General features: G+C 54.1%; 16 protein-coding genes. 6 read left to right on the top strand and 10 right to left on the bottom strand.

Features of this window, described 5'->3' with window-relative positions; translation table 11 throughout:
• Positions 1–4 precede the first annotated feature (4 nt).
• From HNQ38_RS03025 to HNQ38_RS03000, 6 genes are all read left to right on the top strand, one after another.
• Positions 5–2,566 (top strand): PEP/pyruvate-binding domain-containing protein, encoded by a 2,562-nt coding sequence (locus HNQ38_RS03025; protein WP_343060075.1) that lies wholly within the window; start codon positions 5–7, stop codon positions 2,564–2,566.
• A 73-nt stretch (positions 2,567–2,639) separates the two neighbouring features.
• Positions 2,640–3,899, top strand: coding sequence for an MFS transporter (locus tag HNQ38_RS03020; RefSeq protein ID WP_183717947.1), 1,260 nt, complete (start codon positions 2,640–2,642; stop codon positions 3,897–3,899).
• Between the two features lie 527 nt (positions 3,900–4,426).
• Positions 4,427–5,068, top strand: coding sequence for a rhodanese-like domain-containing protein (locus HNQ38_RS03015; protein WP_183717946.1), 642 nt, complete (start codon positions 4,427–4,429; stop codon positions 5,066–5,068).
• A gap of 115 nt (positions 5,069–5,183) precedes the next feature.
• Positions 5,184–6,053 carry an MBL fold metallo-hydrolase gene (locus HNQ38_RS03010; protein ID WP_183717945.1) on the top strand — a complete coding sequence of 290 codons (870 nt, stop codon included), beginning with the start codon at positions 5,184–5,186 and terminating at the stop codon, positions 6,051–6,053.
• 160 nt (positions 6,054–6,213) lie between these two features.
• On the top strand, positions 6,214–6,720 hold the full coding sequence (locus HNQ38_RS03005) for a DUF1269 domain-containing protein (protein ID WP_183717944.1): 507 nt from the start codon (positions 6,214–6,216) through the stop codon (positions 6,718–6,720).
• Positions 6,721–7,565: 845 nt separating this feature from the next.
• Positions 7,566–8,663: an NADH:flavin oxidoreductase/NADH oxidase gene (locus tag HNQ38_RS03000; RefSeq protein WP_183717943.1), complete on the top strand. Its 1,098-nt coding sequence runs from the start codon at positions 7,566–7,568 to the stop codon at positions 8,661–8,663.
• A gap of 602 nt (positions 8,664–9,265) precedes the next feature.
• On the opposite strand, the gene HNQ38_RS02995 is transcribed toward HNQ38_RS03000, so the two are convergent.
• The 10 genes from HNQ38_RS02995 to sdhE form a co-directional block, all read right to left on the bottom strand.
• The gene (locus HNQ38_RS02995) at positions 9,266–9,571 is read right to left on the bottom strand and encodes a hypothetical protein (protein ID WP_183717942.1); all 306 of its coding nucleotides are present in this window, start codon (positions 9,569–9,571) and stop codon (positions 9,266–9,268) included.
• 541 nt (positions 9,572–10,112) lie between these two features.
• Complete coding sequence (locus tag HNQ38_RS02990) at positions 10,113–10,655, bottom strand: hypothetical protein (RefSeq protein ID WP_183717941.1); 543 nt, start codon at positions 10,653–10,655, stop codon at positions 10,113–10,115.
• Positions 10,656–11,022: 367 nt separating this feature from the next.
• Positions 11,023–12,270, bottom strand: coding sequence for a sulfite exporter TauE/SafE family protein (locus HNQ38_RS02985; RefSeq protein ID WP_246387966.1), 1,248 nt, complete (start codon positions 12,268–12,270; stop codon positions 11,023–11,025).
• A gap of 925 nt (positions 12,271–13,195) precedes the next feature.
• A complete protein-coding gene (locus HNQ38_RS02980; RefSeq protein ID WP_183717940.1) occupies positions 13,196–13,597 on the bottom strand; it encodes a 4Fe-4S binding protein in 402 nt (133 codons plus the stop codon).
• A gap of 3 nt (positions 13,598–13,600) precedes the next feature.
• Positions 13,601–14,683: a hydrogenase large subunit gene (locus HNQ38_RS02975; RefSeq protein WP_183717939.1), complete on the bottom strand. Its 1,083-nt coding sequence runs from the start codon at positions 14,681–14,683 to the stop codon at positions 13,601–13,603.
• The gene (locus HNQ38_RS02970; RefSeq protein ID WP_183717938.1) at positions 14,680–15,159 is read right to left on the bottom strand and encodes an NADH-quinone oxidoreductase subunit C; all 480 of its coding nucleotides are present in this window, start codon (positions 15,157–15,159) and stop codon (positions 14,680–14,682) included. Before HNQ38_RS02970 ends, HNQ38_RS02975 begins: the two co-directional genes overlap by 4 nt.
• Positions 15,160–15,177: 18 nt before the next feature.
• Complete coding sequence (locus HNQ38_RS02965; protein WP_183717937.1) at positions 15,178–15,735, bottom strand: NADH-quinone oxidoreductase subunit B family protein; 558 nt, start codon at positions 15,733–15,735, stop codon at positions 15,178–15,180.
• 12 nt (positions 15,736–15,747) lie between these two features.
• A complete protein-coding gene (locus tag HNQ38_RS02960) occupies positions 15,748–16,599 on the bottom strand; it encodes a respiratory chain complex I subunit 1 family protein (RefSeq protein WP_183717936.1) in 852 nt (283 codons plus the stop codon).
• Positions 16,599–18,554: an NADH-quinone oxidoreductase subunit 5 family protein gene (locus tag HNQ38_RS02955; RefSeq protein ID WP_183717935.1), complete on the bottom strand. Its 1,956-nt coding sequence runs from the start codon at positions 18,552–18,554 to the stop codon at positions 16,599–16,601. Before HNQ38_RS02955 ends, HNQ38_RS02960 begins: the two co-directional genes overlap by 1 nt.
• 742 nt (positions 18,555–19,296) lie before the next feature.
• A complete protein-coding gene (sdhE, locus tag HNQ38_RS02950) occupies positions 19,297–20,151 on the bottom strand; it encodes an 8-methylmenaquinol:fumarate reductase membrane anchor subunit (protein ID WP_183717934.1) in 855 nt (284 codons plus the stop codon).
• Positions 20,152–20,154 lie beyond the last annotated feature (3 nt).

Below are 20,154 nucleotides of genomic sequence, written 5' to 3'. Positions count from 1 at the left end.
TATTGTGGTCAGTAAGCTCAAAAAACTTTTTGGCCGTAAGCCGCGCATCTCACGCGAACAGGCCATGACCGCTTTCCACAGGCGCTATGCTTCATTCAAGGAACTTTTACAGGCCAATGCGGATTTGGCGGGCATTCTGGCAAACCTCAACGCCACCCAACAGGGCGAGCGCCATATGGAAACCAGCCAGGTGCGTAAGGAAGCCCGCAGAGCCATTTTTCGCTGTGACCGCATGGCGACAACGCTCAACGATATTTCCAGCCAGCGTCATGAAGGCTTGAACGCAGCTGTGCAAAGCATAGCCAAGCGCATCGAAAAAGAATTGGATCAGCGCGCCAGCGGCGACGTGCCCACGCTTACTCTCGACCTCAGAGAGGTGGACGCAAGCATGGCCTACAGTGTGGGCGGCAAGAACGCCAACCTGGGCGAACTGCGCAATATGCTGGACATGCCCGTACCGCGCGGTTTCGCCATCACCATCAAGGCCGGAAGCATTTTTCTTTTGCGCACGCCGGGGCTTTTCAAGAGCATGTACTCCCTGCTGCGTTCCTTGGATCCAGAAAAAACGGAAAGCATCAATACCGTCTCCCGGCAGGTGGAGCAGCTCATCTGCGACGCCCCTGTGCCTGTTGAAGTTGAAAAAGCCCTGCTCAAGGCGTGGGATCTGGCCTATGGCAACGACCCTCAAGTAGTGGTGGCCCTGCGCTCCAGCGCCATTGCCGAAGACGGCGTGCAGTCCTTTGCCGGGCAATACCGCAGTTTGCTCGGCGTTACCCGCAACGACCTGATAGCAGCCTTCAAAACCGTGGTGGCCAGTCTTTTTTCGCCGCGCGCGCTGGCTTACCGCGCCGGGCACGGCTACGCCCTTGACGCCACAGGCATGGGCCTGTGCTGTGTGGAAATGGTGCGCTCCCGCGCCGCAGGCGTGGCTTTTTCACGCCACCCGGTGGATCTGCGCTCCAACAGTATCGTCATCAATGGCTTGTGGGGCTTGGGCGAAATGGTTGTGGACGGTTCCGGCACACCCGACCAATGGCTTGTATCGCGCGCCACAGGCAAAATTACCAAGGCAGCCATTGCCCACAAGGCTGTGCGCCTGCGGCTGGTGCGCACCCAAACAGGAGTGGACAGCGAACTGACCCCCGTGCCGGAAGACCTGCAAGATGTGCCGTGCCTCAGTGACGAGCAGGTGCGCCAGCTTGCCAATATGGTCATGGAACTGGAACGCCACTACCAGTATCCGCAGGATATGGAATGGGCCGTGGACGAGGACGACCAGATCGTCCTGCTGCAAACGCGGCCAATGGGGCTGGACAGCATGGCCGAAGAAAAAACCGCGCCCATTCTGGGGCATCTGCGTCCCCTGCTCTCCGGCGCGGACGTGGCAGCCAGAGGCGTGGGCTGCGGGCCAGTGGTATTTGTGGGCGACGGCGAAGACATCACCCACTTTCCCGAAGGCGCGGTCATGCTTATGGACCACTCCTCACCCAGCGCCATGTCGGCCATGCGCCGCGCTTCTGCCATTATTGCCCAGACTGGCAGCCTCACCGGGCATATGGCCTCCATATGCCGTGAATTTGGCGTGCCGACGCTTATGAACATACCCGGCGTTACCGGAGTGCTCGCTCCGGGGCAGATTGTCACGGTAGACGCCCTGTTGGGCAGAATTTTTGACGGCGAAGTACCGGAACTGCTGGCCTTGCGGCTGACCCGCCCCCAGGCCAGAACAGACAGCCCGGCCCTTATGCTGTTACGGCGTGTGGCCCCCTATATTCTGCCCCTGCATCTGGTAGACCCCAGAGCCGACACCTTTACCCCTGAACACTGTACTTCCCTGCACGACGTCATGCGCTACGCCCACGAAATGAGCTATACGGAGATGTTCAAAATATCCGACAGTGTCACTGACAACAGCGCGGGCGTTGCCAGTGAGCTTGTCAGCTCCATTCCGCTGGATCTTCATATCATTGACCTTGGCGGCGGGCTGCGTAACCCGGAATCCCGCCGGGTTCACCCCGATGACGTCACAAGCGTGCCCTTTCGGAAAGTTCTAGACGGCATGCTCAACCCTGCAGTGCAGGCGCGGGGGCCGCGCCCGGTGAATATGCGCGGCTTTCTTTCAGTTATGGGTCAGAGCGTCATTGGCGGCAACCAGGAGGGCAGCTCACGCTTCGGGCAACGCAGCTATGCCATTATTTCAGACCGTTATCTCAATTTTTCATCTCGCGTTGGGTATCACTACGCCATTCTCGATACGTGGTGCGGCGACTCGCTGAGCAAAAACTACATACGCTTTGAATTTGCAGGCGGAGCCGCCAGTGATGCGCAACGAGTACGCCGGGTACGCTGCATTGGCCTTATACTCAAAGAACTCGGCTTTACCGTTGAACTCACGGGTGATAGGATACGAGCACGCTACCAGAAATATCCCAAGTCCGAGTTGTGTACCCGGCTGGATCAACTGGGGCGTCTGCTTATCATGACTCGCCAGATGGATATGCTTATGGTCAACGAGGCAGCTGTAGCAGCCTGTGCCGACAAGTTCCTCAAGGGCGAGTATCATTAGCCGCAGCTTCATCCGAAGCAGCCGTTGGCAGCATGTGATTGCAACGGCTGCGGCATAACGTTGTTGAGGCCCCATGCCGTCCGTTGCCGCTTCACCTGTTGCACCCGTAGGCCGCCCTGCATCGCCAGAGCCGCCGCAAACACTTCTCAGTCGTGATTTTATTTTGCTGTTTTGCATGACAATGTTCTGCAACAGCTTTATTGCAGTGTTCTACTGCTTCGAGCAGTGGCTGGAGACAATGACCATCAGCCCCAACTGGCGCGGCGTGTTGTTGTCTTCGATGTTTGCTATGGTTCTGCTGTTTCGTCCTCTGGCCAGCGTGTATCTGCTGCGACGCGGAAAACTGCTGGCAATGGCTATATCCATTGTCATTTCAAGCTGCGTCATGCTGGCATACACCTATGTGGGAGGCCCGCACGCTATCGGTCTGATATGGGTGTTGCGCATTGTGCAGGGCATTGCTCTGGCTGTTTTTTCAAGCTGCACAGTAGCGGTGCTGGTGAGCTGCATCCCCAAGGGGCAAAGCGCGCGCGGCTTCGCCATCTTTTCTCTCACCATGCTGCTGCCCTATTCCATCATTCCGGCTGCTGCAGAGCCCATACTGCCCCTGCTGGGCGGTGAAGCCGGGCTTTTCGCCATCTCGGCCCTGCTGGGTATACCTTCTCTGCTCATGCTCATTCCTTTGGCCCCCCGGCTGAGAACGCCGGAAATGCCCTCCGAAGATGGCGGAGGCCTGTCGCGACGTGCCTTGTGGCAATCCGTAAGCCATTCCGGCCTGTTCTTTGTGTATATGGCCTGCCTGACCTTCAGCATCATGACCATACTGGCCATTTTTTTCATCAAGGGCTTGTGTTCTGTCACGGGCGCGCACCCGGCATGGTTTTTCTCCATTTACACCCTGACCATCATTCTGGTGCGTCTTGCTGGCAGCAACAGGCTGGATACCCTGCCCAGATACCGGGTAACGCTTCTTTGCAGTCTGGTGCTGACCTTCTGCATGCTCGGGCTGGCCTGGGGGCCCCTGTGGGCCTTTGTGCCCCTTACATGCCTGTATGGTCTTGGCCTCGGCTTGCTCTATCCCCTGCTGGCCGCCGCTGTGTATGACCGCTCCACCCCAGACACACGCTCCATCAACTCCAACGTCATGATGGCAACATTTGACGCAAGCGGCATGCTGGCCCCCCTTATTGGCGGCATGGTGGTCGACGCGGGCTTTGGCTACAGGGGCGTATTTACGGCCACTGCCATTTCCGTAGGCCTGTGCGGCTGTTGCATGCTGGCCGACAGGCTCCGTATGTCCCTGCGTGAGCGCAAACAAAATGCAGAGCTGTAATCAGTATAGCCCAGCACTCAGCGTCATATCTTGCCCTATGACCTGAAGCATATGTCTTGAACTTTGAAAATATAATTCTCAAAGTTACCCTGCTTTAGGGACTGTTTCTAAATAAATAATTTTGCGCCAAGGGCAAGGAAAAAGGCCTTTTTTACGGAAGAAATGTACTCTCACGGTACATGACTGGTGTAAAAATGGCCTTTTGACGCAGACAGTTGGACAAAAGAGTTATTTAAAAACAGCCCCTAGCATAAACGCAGTTTTGGCTTGAGATACCCAGCACTGACGGAACCGTCAGACATGCCCGCCTTCAATCATTGTATTACATCAATGCTGTAGCCTTTCACACAACGGCACGGAACGCTTCGCAAATGAAGAGACCGTGCCGTTGTTGCATTCCTGCGTAAACTATATCACTATATTTAAGAAGGGATACCTCCTTCAACCCATACCCGCATTGCGCGGGCTTTATCCCCCCGCGATTCACGCCACATACATCCCGGCAAACTTCTGTCAAAGGAGATGATATGTCTTCTGTACAAAGCATCAGCGCCAGAGAATTACACGGTGTGGACCTGAAACAGGCCCTCATTGTGGATGTGCGCACTCCAATGGAATATTCTGAAAAGCGCCTTGCCTCTCCCACGGCTCTTGCCCCGGTGACGGAGCTTGACCCCCACGATACAGCCCTGCGCAGTGGCGCCCTTGAAGACACCCCCATTCTTGTCTTGTGCCGCAGCGGAGCACGCGCCAAAACCGCCGCCGCCAAATTTGCCGAATCGGGCTTCACCGATGTGCGCGTTATTGAGGGCGGCATCATTGCCTGCCAGGAAGAAGGTTTTGCCACGGTAGGCGAAGGCCAGCCCAAAACAGCCGCATCTTCGCCTTCGCTGGACCGTCAGGTACGGTTTGTGGCAGGCGCGCTCACACTGTTTTTCACCCTGCTGGGGCTTCTCGTCCATCCGGCGTTCTTCCTTGGTGCGCTGTTTGTTGGTGTGGGCCAGGTTTTTTCAGGCATCACCAACTGGTGCGGCATGGCGCTTCTGCTCATGCGCGCACCCTGGAACCAGAAGGGAGCCTCATGCGGTCTTGGCAAGGCCTGCTCCATCGACGCCAACAAGGGAGCAAGCAAAGGCGCTGGCAAAAGCCCCGGTGCAAGCTGCCAGTAGGCGGCCACACGGCTTTTTTTCCGACCCATCAAGCCCGGCATAAGACCAATGCCTGCAAGGTTATTCAAACGTTTCCGTCCCGGTAAAGCATAGCCGGGGTTCAAGGAGATTACTTATGGCTGCACCCAATGTGCGCGGATTTTTTGATCCCGTTACCGCTACCTGGACCTATGTGGTCTGGTCCGATACTGACAGCCTGAAACGCTGCGCTGTTATTGACAGCGTTCTCGACTACGACATGCCCTCAAGCCGCACCAGCACGGTTTCCGCCGATGCGATCATCAATTTTGTGAACCAGAAGCAATTGCAGGTCGAGTGGATTCTTGAAACCCACATCCACGCCGACCATGTCACAGCCGCCCGGTATCTCAAGGGAAAGCTGGGTGGCAAGATCGCCATCAGCAAGCACATTCTGGGCATCATCACCACCTGGGTTCCCATTTTCCAGACAGGCGACGACACCCCTGCGGACGGTTCGGACTTTGACTACCTTTTTGATAATGACGAAGAGTTCACCATTGGCGACCTCAAGGCCAGAATCATACACACTCCGGGTCATACCCCGGCTGACACCACATACATCATCGAAGAAACCGCCTTTGTGGGCGACACCATCTTTTTGCCAGACGTGGGCTCGGGCCGTTGCGACTTCCCCGGCGGCAGCGCCGAGGATTCTTACGACTCTTCACGCAAACTTTTTGCCCTGCCCGACCATTACCGTATATATGTGGGGCACGACTATCCGCCGGCAGGCACACGCGGCCCCCAGTGCATGGCTACCGTCAACGAGCAAAAATTCAAAAATGACCGGCTGCACATCGGCATTGATAAGAATACGTTCGTCTCCCGGCGCAAGGCCGACGACACTGGCAAGGCTGTACCCGCCCTGCTGCTGCCTTCCATCCAAGCCAACATGCGCACTGGCGACTTTGGCACGGCGGTCAACGGCACCCAGTACGTCAAACTGCCTGTAAACAAGCTGTAACTCTTTGGAGGCATCCTGTTTTACGGGAAGCCGGGCGTAGCCCAATGTGATTGATTTCCAAGGACGAATGCCATAGAATAGTAACTACATGCATTAGCTACAAATTGCCGCCAGTTCCAAATTGCTTTTCACGCGGCGGCATCTACACCAAGGAGCATTCATGCGTACACTTATTGTTGTTGCCTACCCCACTGAAACTCAGGCCAGCGAAGAACGCATCAAATTTTTAAAGATGCAGAAATCCTATCTTGTGGACCTTGAAGACGCCGTGGTGGTTACCCGCAAACAAGACGGCAAGGTCAAACTGCACCAGCTTTATAACCTTACGGCAACGGGTGCTCTGAGTGGCGGATTTTGGGGAGCGCTTATCGGCCTCATCTTCCTGAACCCGCTGCTGGGCCTTGTGGTAGGCGCGGGCGCGGGCGCTGTGGGCGGCTCGCTCAGCGATGTGGGCATCAATGACAATTTCATGAAACAGCTTGGCGAAAAGCTGAAACCCGGATCTTCTGCCCTGTTTGTGCTGGTGGATTCTGACATTACCGACAAGGTGCTGGCAGAATTGCGTGGTTCTGGCGGGGAAGTCATTCAGTCTTCACTGTCGCACGAAGATGAAGGCCGCCTTCAGGCTGCCCTCAGTGCTGCAACTGACAGCGCTGCAAAAGGTTAGCCCAAGGGCCGCGAATAGCGTAGCCCAAAAAACCGACGCTGTTTTTGCATCAGGACCTTTCCATTAACAATGGATTTTGCCCTGCGAAAATAGAACAGCCCTTTTTATGAGGAAACGTATGCCTGCATTGCCAGCGTACATGACCGGAGTAAAAAGGGCTGTTTGATTTTGCGCCAGCTGGCATGAACAGATCAAAAATCAGAAATCAAAGGGACCCCAGGGGCGGCTCCAAATAAATGATTTTGCGCAAGGGCAAGAAAAAAGGCCTTTTTGCGGAAGAAGTGTACTCTCACGGTACATGACTGGAGTAAAAACAGCCTGTTGACGCAGGCAATTGGACAAAAGAACTATTTAGAAGGAGCCCCTGGATCGGATGGCCCCTGGTTTCGCGCGATGCCGCGCGCAACAGGCTAAAGCCATAATATCGACGGGGGAAGAGGGCGCGCCCCCCCTTCCCCCGTTTTTCTGCGACGGCCCCCAAGTGCTGCTTAACGCGAGCCTCCGTGTTGGCCCTTGCGGAAGGCATGCCGACCGCAAGCGCATATCTGGACTGCCATAAGCAAGGTAGTACCAACGAACCGCAATGGCGATCATCACGCCATTGGCAAACTTTGTATAATCTCAGAAATTTTTCGCATTTGTATCACCATTACAAACAAGGTGCAAAAGAAATCCCGGTTAGCGGCCCATTGAAGACGACCCTTGCCCTGCGCTTCGTTCGGGCGCATAATTCGTAAGACAAAGGTTCGCCACGGCGGACGCGGAATTTATTTTCCCTGGCCGCATCGGCTGCGCCAGGAACAACATGAGAGTATACGGCGTTATGCCGTGTGGCAGGAGATAGCATGAATACCCTTTTTTCTCCCATCACCCTCGGCGAGCTGAAACTCGCCAACCGCATTGTCATTCCCCCAATGGATCAATATTCTGCGGATGAAGGACGTCCCACGCACTGGCACCACATGCACTACGGGCACTTGGCCGTTTCGGGTGCCGGGCTGCTTATAGTCGAAGCCACCGCAGTGGAACCGGAAGGCAGAATTTCTCCGCAAGACCTGGGCTTGTGGAGCGACGAGCATGAAGATCTGCACCGCCGCATGCTGGAAACCATAAGTACGTTTTCCTCCATTCCGATAGCTCTTCAGATAGGACATGCCGGACGTAAAGGCTCCACCAGCCGCCCGTGGGAAGGCCGCGGCCCTCTGGGCCAGCAGGACGGAGGCTGGTCCGTATGCGCTCCTTCCGCCCTGCCCTTTGACGCCGCTTCCCCCATGCCCACAGCCCTTGCCACAGCAGACATCGACCGTCTCACCGCATCGTTTGTCACTACCGCCCAGCGTGCCATGCGCGCCGGATATAAGGCCATTGAACTGCATGCGGCCCACGGCTACCTGATGCACGAATTTCTCTCTCCCCTGTCCAACAAGCGGGAAGACGAATACGGCGGAAGCCTTGAAAACAGAATGCGCTTCCCCCTGCGTGTCTTCGCGGCGGTGCGCAAAGCCCTGCCTGATAGCATTCCCGTGGGCATGCGCGTTTCCGGTACGGATTTCGCCCCCGGAGGATGGGATGTGGCTGAATGCGCCATCTTGGCGCAAGAGCTGGAAAAGGCGGGCGCAGCTTTCATTCACGTCTCTGGCGGCGGCTTGAGCCCCGACCAGCAGATCAACCTGGCTCCCGGGTATCAGGTATACCTTGCACAGACCATCAAGCAGGCCGTCACAAGCCTGCCTGTCATCGCGGTGGGTCTTATTACCGAACCGGAGCTGGCTTCGGGCATTATTGTTAGCGGTCAGGCCGATATGGTGGCCGTGGGCCGTGCCATTTTGTATGATCCGCGCTGGCCCTGGCACGCGGCAGCGACCCTTGGCGCATCCATTGCCGATGCTCCAAAGCAGTATCTGCGCTGCCAACCGCACAAACTGAAAAGCCTGTTCGTATAGCAGAGCAAATTGCAATAGCGACAAGGCGGGCTCGTAGGAGCCCGCCTTTATTTATTGGCTGTTGTCAGTCTGTGTTCCTTTTACGCCACTCCGATGCGGCGTTTCACAATCAACCTTGGTGAAAAGTCCGATATAAATGCCGCAGCGCGACGCACTGACTGGCCCCCTGCTCCTTCTGGCGCATTTCAATGCTGGAGGTGTCCCAAATCTCCTAAAATGCGCATTTGGCGTCAGTCTGCTAACATAATTTTGCTACGCCTTCGTTATGCCGCCTACTCACGCAGCCGGGAGCGTAATGAACACGAATTTTCTAGGGAAGCATTGATTAAAGAGCCTCCTGGAAACGCGCAGTTATTTTGTTTGGCAAGGCGCGATCTTTTTTTGAAGCAGGACTGGACTCTTTCGTCCTCGACTGTTTCAAAAAAAGTGAAGCAACGCAGCCAAACGGAATAAATCAGCGTTTCCCTGGGTCAAACGCCGCAAAGAATGCAGCAAGCTGTCCTGAAAATAAAAAGGGAAGCCTTACACAAGGCCTCCCTGAACGGACAATATTTAGCTGCACGTTGAAATACGCATAGCGCAAAAAATGGGCGCTTTTGCACCTAGCCCTTGGAACCGCGCTTGGAGGCCTTGAGCGGGTTGACCTTCTTGGCGGATACGGTTTCGCTCTGGATAAGGTGCTGGTTGTTGGACCAGAGATCTTCGGGGTTCAGGCCCAATGCGGTCAAGCGCGCGTTCACGTTCTGGCGAAGGGCGCTGTAGCGGTTCTGGTCAGCAAGATTTTTACCAACATAGTTGGATGTCGTCATGTACAGGCCAACACTGTCGATGGCCAGCAGAAAAGCTGTATTGTTTTCTTCAACGGTCTGAATGACCATTTCCTGGGTTGTGCCAAAACGGTTGAACATGCGGGATCTCCTTGTGGTAACGAACTGGTGCAAGGATAGTTCGTGTCGGGTATTTCGCTATCTTTATGAAAATGAATTTCATTGTCAACATAAATTATAAGCACGCTTAATGCGCCCTGCACAAGCATCCCTCACCATCAACCAGAATTGCCGCAAAAAAGGGATCGCCCCAGAAACAAGAAAACGCCCTTTTGTGAGAGGCGCGTACTCTTGAAGTGTTATCTCTTTGCTATGCTCTGCCGGCTGCGCAAGCACAACTGCCGGGCAAGGTGTGGCACAGCTTCTTGTGCCGCCAAGGCCGTAACAAGCATACTCTGAGGTATTGAGAATATATATTCTCAACATCAGCCAGCCCCTGTACCCGCCCGGAGAAAGAGTACTTATTGAGGCCGTGACTCAAAAACGCGAATAAAAATTATAAAACAATGCATAAATGAAATGATTCAAAGATTCTGAAAGCATTTGTGTATAAATACATGTCCCCAAATAGGAGAGCCAAGATTTGCGCGCCGTAACGAGGCGACTTCAAGCGAAAACTACTCTAGGGATACATAATATTGCTTTCAGAAAGCGGCTCTCTTTTGCGCAGTTGCAGCTTACGCCACACGCGGGAAAAATACATTCGCAATGGAATGTAATAAAGAATAAACCAGAAGACCATGCCAGGCTGATTGCCAAAAAGCGGCAGATTAAAAGGCAGCACCGGGCTCAGATCGCCAAACCGCAGATGCATCCAGGCAAAAATGATGGGGACAGGCCAAATTGACGCCACAAAAAGCGCCCCGCTCAGCGAAAAATGGTACCCAAAGGCTTCGTGTCCCTGCCGATTGACGGCCTTAAACGCTTCCTTGCCCTCAGAGGAAAGAGCCTGTTCGCTCAGTTTATGGTAGTGTTGCATCTGGTCCTGATATTTTTTCAGCCTTTTGGCGTGCAGCCTGTTGGCCAAACTCAGGGTCACAAGCCCCAGAAGCACCGCGATGAGCGCCAGACAGCCTGTGCCAAAAATATAGGCCACTTCCGGGTGAGGTATCACACGAAAAGGCAACACGAAAACAGGATCTAACCAGAGAAGAAATGTTTCCATAATAAGGGGCGGAAGCCGTAGCATCTTCCAGAGCTTGATGTTGGTTTAAAAGACCTGTCCAGTATAACGCAATGGCGCGGTGGAGACAATTCTCCGCCGCGCCATTATTTTTCCGGCTCGGGCCCAAGACTGCCGTTGTTTTATAAATCCCGAATCAAGCGGTTCGAACTGCCGCGTTACCAGCTTGGCGAGATTCGCATTTCAATGGCGGCCTTTAGTCCCAACAAGAGCATAGTAACTTTGAGAATGTACATCCTTAAAGTTCAAGACTTTTTGTTGTGGCGTTCAACAGCGCCATAAGCTGCGTTTACGCCGCAACGCCTGGCGTCTGATCACACAGCCGCCAGGGTTCAGAAAAAATGCACTACTAGCCAAACATCTTGATCTGGAAGAAGCCACGCAGCACATAGTCCGTACCCACATACAGGGCCAGTACGATGAAGAGCCGCTTCAGCCAGATTTCAGAGAAGAACCGCGAAGTGAAGGGTCCAATGATGGAGCCCACAGCGATGCCAAGAAGTTCGATGCTCACGAGGTTCCAGTCCACCAGAGCGCCGTGCAGCATAAGGGTGGTGATACCCGTGATCATGCTCACCAGAACGGCCAGAGCCGAGGTGCCCGCGGCCAGATACATCGGAAGCTGGGTCACGCTGGTGATGAAGGGCACCAGCAGGAAGCCGCCGCCCACGCCAAGGAAGGCCGCGATGCTGGCGATGACCACGCCGCCAAGGAAAGGCAGCAGCGGATTGAAGGAAAATTCAACGCCACAGAAGGTGAAGACGCAGCGGGTTATGCTGAAGGAAATGAGCTTCACGCCAGTGGGCAGTTTTTTGTCTGCGGTTTCGCACTTGGCAGAGGCTTCAAAAGCCTTGGCGGCTTCCTTGGCCTTGGATTTGGAACGCTGCCCGGCAGGCGAAGTTTCCCATATCAGGTACAGGCCAAGGGCCAGCACGAACATGCCGAAGTAGCCCTGGTAGGACGAGAAGTTCAGCTTGCCAGCAGTAAGGGAGACCGACAGGTACGCGCCAAGAATGGAGCCGAGACCAAGGGCAATACCCAGGGGCAGCACCAGACGCTTCATACGGTAGTAGCTGAAGGTACTGATGACGGCTGAAAGACCTGCGAGCATCTGGTTAGAGGCACGCACAGAGTCGGTAACAGCCTTGTTGAGGGGCGTTTTGCCAAACGACTTGGCATAGTTGCCAAGACCATGCACGCTCATGTGCCCCACGCCCGCCATAACACCGCCAAAAGCGCCAACGGTGGAGAAAATCCAGCCCACCCACAAGGCCCAGCCAAAGGCAAGAATCATGTTGATTTTTGGGCCGCCGGGTATACCCAGATAGCCAGTTTCGGCAGTGGAATTATAGGTTTCGGGCGCCACTTTGATCTGTTCGGCAATGGCCTTCCTCAGACCAGCAGGGGCCGTCTGCAGCTGGGCAGCAATGGCTGAATCGTCGCTGGCTTTGGCCTTGGGAGCTTCAGCAGCCGGAGCAGCAACCGATGTAGCGGCAGAATCAGCAGCCGGAGCCTGCCCTTCAGCGGCGAAGACCTGCCCCACAGTAAATAGCAACAGCAATACAACGCTGCCGCCAAGCATCCATTTGTTCCTCATAAAATCTCTCCTCCAAGTTTCATTATATACTACCAGATCATGTGTGCCTGACGGAACAGGCCTCACAGATGTGATATCTGGTCAGAAATCGTGGCGTAAAAAGTTAAACAATTCACATGAGATAATCAAAAAAAGCAGCACCTGCCACACAACCGCAAGCACTGTTGCAAGCCTGTTTCGCCGATTACAGCCAAGAAATGCAGGGATGCCTTTTTTAGTATCCTGTATAAACATACTTTTTGCAATACCAGGATTGTAAAAAAAGATATAACTTTCGGCCGATAATCTCTAATGAAATAGCCAGAATAACAAGCAAAAAAAACATCAATCTTTGTAACACATTTATATTATGCAGACATGGATACCATTTCACACAGCATGAGCGCACTGCCTGCTGGGCACTACCCTTGCTTAACTATACAATTAATCTGCTTAAATGATCATTTATTCGTCTTCTCAGTCTGCTTCATCAACTTGGCGCTTCAAAAGACAACTACATAATTTTAATGAAAAAAATCACTATAGTTTGTCCACGCATAATAGATATTTCTTCCATTAGCACGAAGAAAAACACTCGTAACCCTCTTTGTGGGGCACAAAGGGGCGGCAGCAACAAATAACGGGCAGCGCGGGCAATAACGTAAAAATGTCACTATATCCATCGCGCCTATCGAGGGCAGGCCCATTTTGGGCAGACTCACTTTGAACTGTGGGGCAGTTCAAATTTGTCGTTCGCCCGAAAATGTATTTTCCGAAAGAATCCATGTGGCGTATGGCGCGCGGTACTCTTATGTAGCGCTAGCGTAGCTAGCCTCGCAAAAATTTAATAAGCCAACCATGACCGCTTGTTATGCCCATATAATGTAAAAAGCCGCCAAATGGCGGCTTTTTACATTATACGCTCATATGTGGCTGCTTCGCCACATTATTCGCTTTCAGGTTTTTCCTTGGTGCTGGATTCAGCCTTTGCCTTGGCGGTGGCAGTTTTTTTAACGCGCGGGGTTCCCGTGCGCAGCACCCTGAACTTGGTAACCGAGGGCTTGCGGTGGATGGGTTGCTGCACCAGACATTTGGTGGGGCATTTTTCCACGCAGGCAGCACAATATACACACAGGAAAGGATCGTACACCCACTGCCCTGCCTTGGCATCAACAGTAATGGCGTCCGTAGGGCAAATTCTGGCGCAGGTGTTGCAGAATATGCACCGTTCAACATCGTTGGTGATTACGCCCCTGTAGGCCGGGAAGGGCTCACGCTCTTCAAGCGGATACAGCCGTGTAGCCGGTTTGCCCGACAGATTGCGCAACACATTTTTAAGCATGTACATGAGCTACCTCTCTGTGCAGGAAATGCACGGGTCTATGCTGAGCACGATGACCGGCACGTCGGGCAATTTGCAGCCCGGCAGCATGTGCAGCAGGGGCGGAACGTTGGCGAAGGTAGGCGTGCGAACACGCATGCGTTCCAGATGCTTTGTACCATTGGCACGAATATAATAGAACAGTTCACCACGCGGCTGTTCCACGCGGAAGATGGATTCGCCATCGGGATTGCCCGTCACCTTGACGGTAAGTTCGCTCTCCGGCAGGCGATTCAAGGCTTCGCGTATAAGGTCCATAGCGTGCAACACTTCATAAAAGCGCACCTTGGCCCGCGCGTAGCAGTCGCCATCGTGCTCCACCACAGGTATGAAGTTAAGGTCGCTATAAGCGGCATAGCCGTGCATGCGTTCGTCGATTTCCCATCCGCTGCCACGCAGGGTGGGGCCAGCCGCGCCCAGAAGGCGGGCATCGTCCTTGCTGAGATAACCTATGCCACGGGTACGTTCCTGTACGGTGTAGTCATCAAGCATGGTATTGGTGAGTTCACGCATGCCCTTTTGCAGCTCGTCCAAACGGCCAAGCATCCAGCGGATCTGTTCGGGCTCAAGGTCGCGGCGCACGCCGCCAACAACGTTGACGGACAGAATTACGCGGTTGCCAGCCGTAGCTTCACAGATGTCCATAACATTTTCGCGGATACGCCAGAACTGCTGGAACACGCTTTCAAAGCCAAAGGCATCGGCAAAGAGGCCCAGCCACAAAAGGTGTGAATGGATGCGGTGCAGTTCTGACCAGATTACCCGCAGAAACTGGGCACGCGGCGGCGCCGTGATGCCCATCATATCTTCAATGGCGTTGCAGTAGCAGTTGGCATGGATGCAGGAGCAGATGCCGCAGATACGCTCGACGATAAAAACCATCTGGTTATAGTCTTTGGTACGCACGAGGCTTTCCAGGCCACGATGCACAAAACCGAGCTGGGGTATGGCGCCCACAACGGTTTCGTCCTCCACCACAAACTTGATATGCAGCGGCTCAGGCAGCACGGGGTGCTGCGGCCCGAAAGGAATCACTGTGGTGCGGTTGCTCATGCCTGATCTCCTTTGGCGGGCTCTGCCTTGGCGTCATCCTTGGCAGCCGCGGCGGGACGCCGGACGGTGGTCATAGTAAAATACGGGGCGTGGGTCACTTCGCCCTCCAGATACATACCGCCCTGGTAGTCCAGCGGCAGGCCAGCGAAGCGCACTCCGAACTGGTCCTGTGTTTCATTTTCAATAAGCACTGCGCAAAAATAGATGGAACTGATGCTCGGGATGAGCACGTCCTTGTTCACATCCATACGCAGGTGCACCATCCCCTTGGCGTCCGTGGGCGACCATACGCACATTTCAGGATTGTGGCGCAGGTCGGACATGGTGAGGTTTTCGTCAAAGTGATAGAACAGTCGCAGGGTGTTCTCGTCAACGACCGTTTGCGACATGGTGACAAAACGGCATTTGGCGTTGGCCAGACGCTGCACTTCAGCAAGCAGCGTGTCGGGCGTCACGTCTTTGGCTTCAAAAAACATGGCTGTATCCTTTCCGGGCTAACCCGCGTTTTGCAGTGACTTGTCGTCCTCAGAAGCGGGCGCTTCTTCGTTCAGTGCGCCAGCGGGCGTTCCATCTTCGTCGCCGGGCATGAAGGTGGCCTCAGGCATGGGCCCCATGCCCATCTTGGCCTTCAACACGCCCAGGGCCTCCACCACGCCATCAATGATGGCTTCGGGTTTTGGCGGGCAGCCTGGCACAAAAACGTCAACGGGAATGATGTTATGCGCGCCGTTAAGCACATTATAGGTATCCTTGAAAACACCGCCGGAAAGGTTGCACGCGCCAAGAGAAACCACAGCCTTGGGTGACGGCATCTGGTCGTATATCTGCTTGAGCACGTGGCGGTTACGGTGGTTGACCGTGCCGGTCACCAGCAGAACGTCTGCATGTTTGGGGTTGCCCGCGTTGACTACGCCGAAACGCTCAACGTCGTATATGGGCGTGAGGCAGGCCAGCACTTCAATATCACAACCATTGCAGGAGCCGCAGTCGAAATGGACAATCCAGGGAGACTTCAGCCGGCTCCGCTTAATCATCTTGTCTACAAAACCCATATGCCTGCCTCCTTATGCCACATACAGCCATAAAAGATTAACCAGGGCCAATCCCATGCCGAGCAGCAAGGACCTCTTCTGCACCATCCACTGCCACGTGAGCCGGGCCGTGATGTTATCAATGAGTATTTCTGTAAACAGCGAAGCGATCACCAGAGTAGCCATGCCGATAACGCTGGTGTGCCAGAACATGGCGCAAAGACCGAGGATAAGTATAAGGTCAAGCCAGTGGGCCACTTCAATGATGCCCAGGAAGGGACCGGAATATTCGGTGTGCACGCCCTTGACCAGTTCCTGATGCCCGTGGTGGCTGGCTGAAATATCAAAGGGCGACTTGCGCAGCTTGATAGTCAGGGCGTAGCCGAGGGCCAGGAACAGCAACGGCATCTTGAGCAACAGCGGCTGATCCTGCGAAAACACGGCTTCAATGGAGAAAGAACCCGTGCACATGGCAAAACCGACAAAAACCAGAATAAGAATGGGCTCGTAGGCCAGCATGAGCAAAAGCTCGCGCTGGGCGCCTATGTTGCTGTAGGGCGAAGGCACGCACAGTGCGCCCACCACCTGAAAAACAGCGCCCACTGTGAGCACAAAGAACAGCAGTAACAGGTCGCCGCCCATAAAGAAAATAAGCAGGGCCAACGCTGACGAAATAAACGTCATATAGGCGCTGAAAACAAGCCAGGCGTTGGTAACATTGGCTTCTTTACCAAACAGCTTGAGTACATCGTAAAAAGGCTGAAGCAAGGGCGGGCCCAAGCGCGACTGCAGACGCGCAGTAAGGCGGCGATCCACCCCGGTGAGCAGCCCTCCCACAAAGGGCGACAAGATCAATCCGCCGACAGCACTGAGGATGGACAGCATCAGAGCAGACCTCCTACCAAAACGATGAGAAAGGCCGTGGAGATAATATCAATGGCCCTTGTGATGGTGCCTTCGCCAAAGTACTGGGTCAGATAGAAGTTGGACAGACGAGCGGGTTCAAAGGCATTCATGGGCCCCTTGAAACCTATCTGCCCTGCCTGCTCCTGCGTCAGACCAGAGAAGTACGGCTGGGCGTGCGCCCCGCTGGGCACCTTGCTGGACACCTTCCAGGCAATCCAGGCTCCCAGGCCAAGCAGAATAAAGAGCATGTAAATCCAGAAGTACCCTGCCCCGCCCGTAAGCGACGCGCCAGGTATGAACCCTTCAGCCTTGAGCCCAAAGCGGGCGTACACGCCTGAGACAGAAGGCTCAACAAAGGTTTCAAGCACCATCGGTGAAAAGAAGGAAAACACGATGGCAAGACCGCAGAGCGAACGCAGCGCGAACATGACCGTAGCCTTGGGATTTCCGTAGGACGGACGCTCATGCAGATTTGCCGAAGAAACGAGAATGCCCGCCCAACGTGCCCAGAACAACACCGTGAAGGCTGACCCAAGAGCAATGAAGAAGATAATGGGCGTCATAGCCTGAGTGGCGCGCGCAATGGCTTCAATGGCCATCCACTTTCCGATGAGCATGCCGAATGGCGGCAACATCATAGTGAAGATGCCGATGGCCGTAATAATGGCCGTGCGGGGCATCTTGCTATACAGGCCGCGCATATCCTCGATGTCGCGGGACCCGATGCGTTGCTCAATAGCCCCCACGCACATGAAAAGCAGGCCCTTGGAAACAGAGTGGTAAATGATGATGGTAGTGGCCGCCATCATGGATGCGGCGGTATTTATGCCCACGCAGGCGATAATCAGGCCCAGGTTGGCGATGGTGGAATAGGCCAGAATTTTTTTGGCATTACTCTGACTGACTGCCAGAATACAGGTTGCCACAAAGGTGAATGCCCCAAAAAGCGCCACAATTGTAGACATGGTGGTATCGGCAAAGGCCGGAGCCATGCGCAGCAAGAGATAGGTTCCTGCCTTGACCATTGTGGCGGAGTGCAACAGGGCCGAAACCGGCGTGGGGGCCACCATAGCGCCGCACAGCCAGCTTTCAAAGGGCACCTGAGCTGATTTGGTGAAGGCCGCCAGACAGAAGAACGCAAAGGGCAACAGCATGGCCGTGCTCTTTACATCCATAGCGGTCATCTTGTGCAGAACAACTTCCGTAGACAGGGTGCCAAGGCTCTTTTGAACAAAAAGCATGGCCGACACAAATGCAAGGCCGCCAAGAACGTTCATCCACAAGGCGCGGTATGCATTGGCATTGGCTTCTTGTGTCTGGTCATGACTGATAAGCAAATAGGAACAAAGGGTTGTTACTTCCCAGAAAAAAAACATCCACGAGAGGTTGTTGGAAAGCACAAGGCCGTTCATGGCCCCAAGGAAACAGAAAATTATAGCAAAAAAACGTGGCTTGCGCGACACCCGCAAATGCAGATGCTCTTCATGAATATCCATGTAGCCCAGGCCGTAGATGGTGATGAGTCCACCCACAACGGTAATGATGATAACCATGATAAGAGAAAGGCCATCAGGCGCGAAGGCCGTGATGTGCGCGGAACTGTCCGCCAGAACAAACTTCAGGTAGAGCAAACCTACCAACTGCAACGCCGTCATGCCCATGACTGTTCTGCTGCCCAGTTTCCAGCCCAGTCCCAGAATATAGAGCAGTAACAGCAGGTCAAGCAGACTGAACAAACTGTCCAGCGGCACGCCAAAGAATGTTTCAGCCTCCAGGCGAAATGTGCCGTGAGCGCCCATGATCACGGCTGCCAAAGCCATCACCGCAACCGCTGCAGGCACGAGAAGCTTGCGGGTACGGTCGAGCTGTGTGAAATAGATTACAAGCGCTACAATAAACGGCAACGCCACACAGCAAAAGACAAGTGTATTCATAATTTTTGCCCCACTACATTGTGAGTTGTGAAAATCTTCACCCTAAGAAAGTTCCTCACAACATAAAACTAATGTGTTTCCTCCTTCATTGCCAATGCATTCACCTTTTTCTAGAGTTAAACGAACTGACATTTTGCGTCAACAAGAAAGAAAAATTGTTTGTTCATTGTTTAAACAGTCGACGATTTTTTTTGCGGTGCCAAATGCTTTTCCATCAAATCTGACCATTTTCATCGGTTACAGAACCGCGCCGCCGCCCTGCCCTGCTCTTCTTTGTGTTGTTAAAACTGAAGCATGAGTTACAATTTCACAATCGTAATGATGCTATCTTTTGCATGTTCTGCATTGCCGCCTCACATTATCAAACAGCATACTGAATTCTTCACTTGCAGTGTTGCACTGAACAACACCAAACAGTTCTGCACAGTTCTGGACAAAATAAATACGCCGCCAGTCGAAACTGGCGGCGTTGATAGAACACAGTATTATTGTCTGATTTTTGTTTATTTTTTGCCAACCTGCCGTAGCCTGACCGCCTGCAAAAATCGCAAAGACTTGATCAGGCCATATGGTTTAACGCTTCGAGCCAAGGCGTGGCCAGCTATCTTTCAAACCAACGGGAATTCCCCTGTAAACAAAAAAGACGGCCCTTTTCTTGATGGAAGCGCACTGTTACGTGCGCGACCGGAAAGAAAAGGACCGTCTTGAAGTGTAACTGAAAAAACTTGGCTACAAACAGCTCCTAGCCGAGTTTTGTCGCGTCAATGACGTTATAGTCGAGCCCCAGCTGTTTGGCTGGCACGCCCAAAGCAAGACCCACCAGCTGCGAAAGATGCAGCACAGGCACGCGCGCTTTGGACTTGCTCAGTTCCTGGGCATTATCCTGATAGATATCAAGCTGCATCTGACAGAGGGGACAAGGCGTCACAATGCACGTTGCTCCGCCGTCAGACGCGTCGTTAACGATTTCGCTGGTCATATGCATGACAGATTTTTCTGCCGGGTACACGGCATGGAAACCGCAGCAGTCCAGCCTTTTGGCAAAGGGGACGGTCTGCGCCCCCACAGCGCTGACAACAGTCTCAAAGCTGGACGGATTGACGGAGCTTTCAAAGCCCAGGGCCGATTCTGGCCGCAGGCTGTGACACCCGTAGAAAGCCGCCACCTTGAGCCCGGTGAGGGGCTTGACGACTTTGGCTTTGAGCGCACCAGCGTTCTGTGCCAGCACCCAGAGCAGGCTGGTGACATCGCTGGTGCCTTTGTAGGCCATATTGCCCTTGGCAAGAAAGGTATTGATGCGGTCTTTCTGTCCGCCGTCCAGCTCTGCCTTGGCGCGGCGCAACATGAGCAGACAGGTGCTACATGATGTGAGCACGGGCAGTCCCATCTGTTCAGCCAGTGCCAGATTGCGCGCATTGGCCACCAGAGCGGCCACATGGTCCACATCCTGAGCCTGCGAAGCGCCGCAGCAGCTCCAGCCGGGAATTTCCTTGAGCGTAATGCCCAGTATGGGGGCCACGGCTTCAAGGGCCATCCTGGATTCCTTGGCGGCCTGAGTCAGCACGCAGCCGGGGAAAAAAGCATATTCGGTCTGCATACG

Origin of the sequence: Desulfovibrio intestinalis, assembly GCF_014202345.1 — a bacterium.
GTDB lineage: Bacteria > Desulfobacterota > Desulfovibrionia > Desulfovibrionales > Desulfovibrionaceae > Desulfovibrio > Desulfovibrio intestinalis.
This window is presented reverse-complemented; position numbering and strand designations above follow the sequence as displayed.

What these genes read in the sequence shown, in the direction of transcription:
- HNQ38_RS03020 (WP_183717947.1), top strand. Translation starts at nt 2,640, where the DNA reads ATGCCGTCCGTTGCCGCTTCACCTGTTGCACCCGTAGGCCGCCCTGCA.
- HNQ38_RS02980 (WP_183717940.1), bottom strand. Translation starts at nt 13,597, where the DNA reads ATGTACATGCTTAAAAATGTGTTGCGCAATCTGTCGGGCAAACCGGCT.
- HNQ38_RS02990 (WP_183717941.1), bottom strand. Translation starts at nt 10,655, where the DNA reads ATGGAAACATTTCTTCTCTGGTTAGATCCTGTTTTCGTGTTGCCTTTT.
- HNQ38_RS02995 (WP_183717942.1), bottom strand. Translation starts at nt 9,571, where the DNA reads ATGTTCAACCGTTTTGGCACAACCCAGGAAATGGTCATTCAGACCGTT.
- HNQ38_RS03010 (WP_183717945.1), top strand. Translation starts at nt 5,184, where the DNA reads ATGGCTGCACCCAATGTGCGCGGATTTTTTGATCCCGTTACCGCTACC.
- HNQ38_RS03000 (WP_183717943.1), top strand. Translation starts at nt 7,566, where the DNA reads ATGAATACCCTTTTTTCTCCCATCACCCTCGGCGAGCTGAAACTCGCC.
- HNQ38_RS02965 (WP_183717937.1), bottom strand. Translation starts at nt 15,735, where the DNA reads ATGGGTTTTGTAGACAAGATGATTAAGCGGAGCCGGCTGAAGTCTCCC.
- HNQ38_RS02985 (WP_246387966.1), bottom strand. Translation starts at nt 12,270, where the DNA reads ATGAGGAACAAATGGATGCTTGGCGGCAGCGTTGTATTGCTGTTGCTA.
- HNQ38_RS02970 (WP_183717938.1), bottom strand. Translation starts at nt 15,159, where the DNA reads ATGTTTTTTGAAGCCAAAGACGTGACGCCCGACACGCTGCTTGCTGAA.
- HNQ38_RS02955 (WP_183717935.1), bottom strand. Translation starts at nt 18,554, where the DNA reads ATGAATACACTTGTCTTTTGCTGTGTGGCGTTGCCGTTTATTGTAGCG.
- HNQ38_RS03015 (WP_183717946.1), top strand. Translation starts at nt 4,427, where the DNA reads ATGTCTTCTGTACAAAGCATCAGCGCCAGAGAATTACACGGTGTGGAC.
- sdhE (WP_183717934.1), bottom strand. Translation starts at nt 20,151, where the DNA reads ATGCAGACCGAATATGCTTTTTTCCCCGGCTGCGTGCTGACTCAGGCC.
- HNQ38_RS03005 (WP_183717944.1), top strand. Translation starts at nt 6,214, where the DNA reads ATGCGTACACTTATTGTTGTTGCCTACCCCACTGAAACTCAGGCCAGC.
- HNQ38_RS02960 (WP_183717936.1), bottom strand. Translation starts at nt 16,599, where the DNA reads ATGCTGTCCATCCTCAGTGCTGTCGGCGGATTGATCTTGTCGCCCTTT.
- HNQ38_RS02975 (WP_183717939.1), bottom strand. Translation starts at nt 14,683, where the DNA reads ATGAGCAACCGCACCACAGTGATTCCTTTCGGGCCGCAGCACCCCGTG.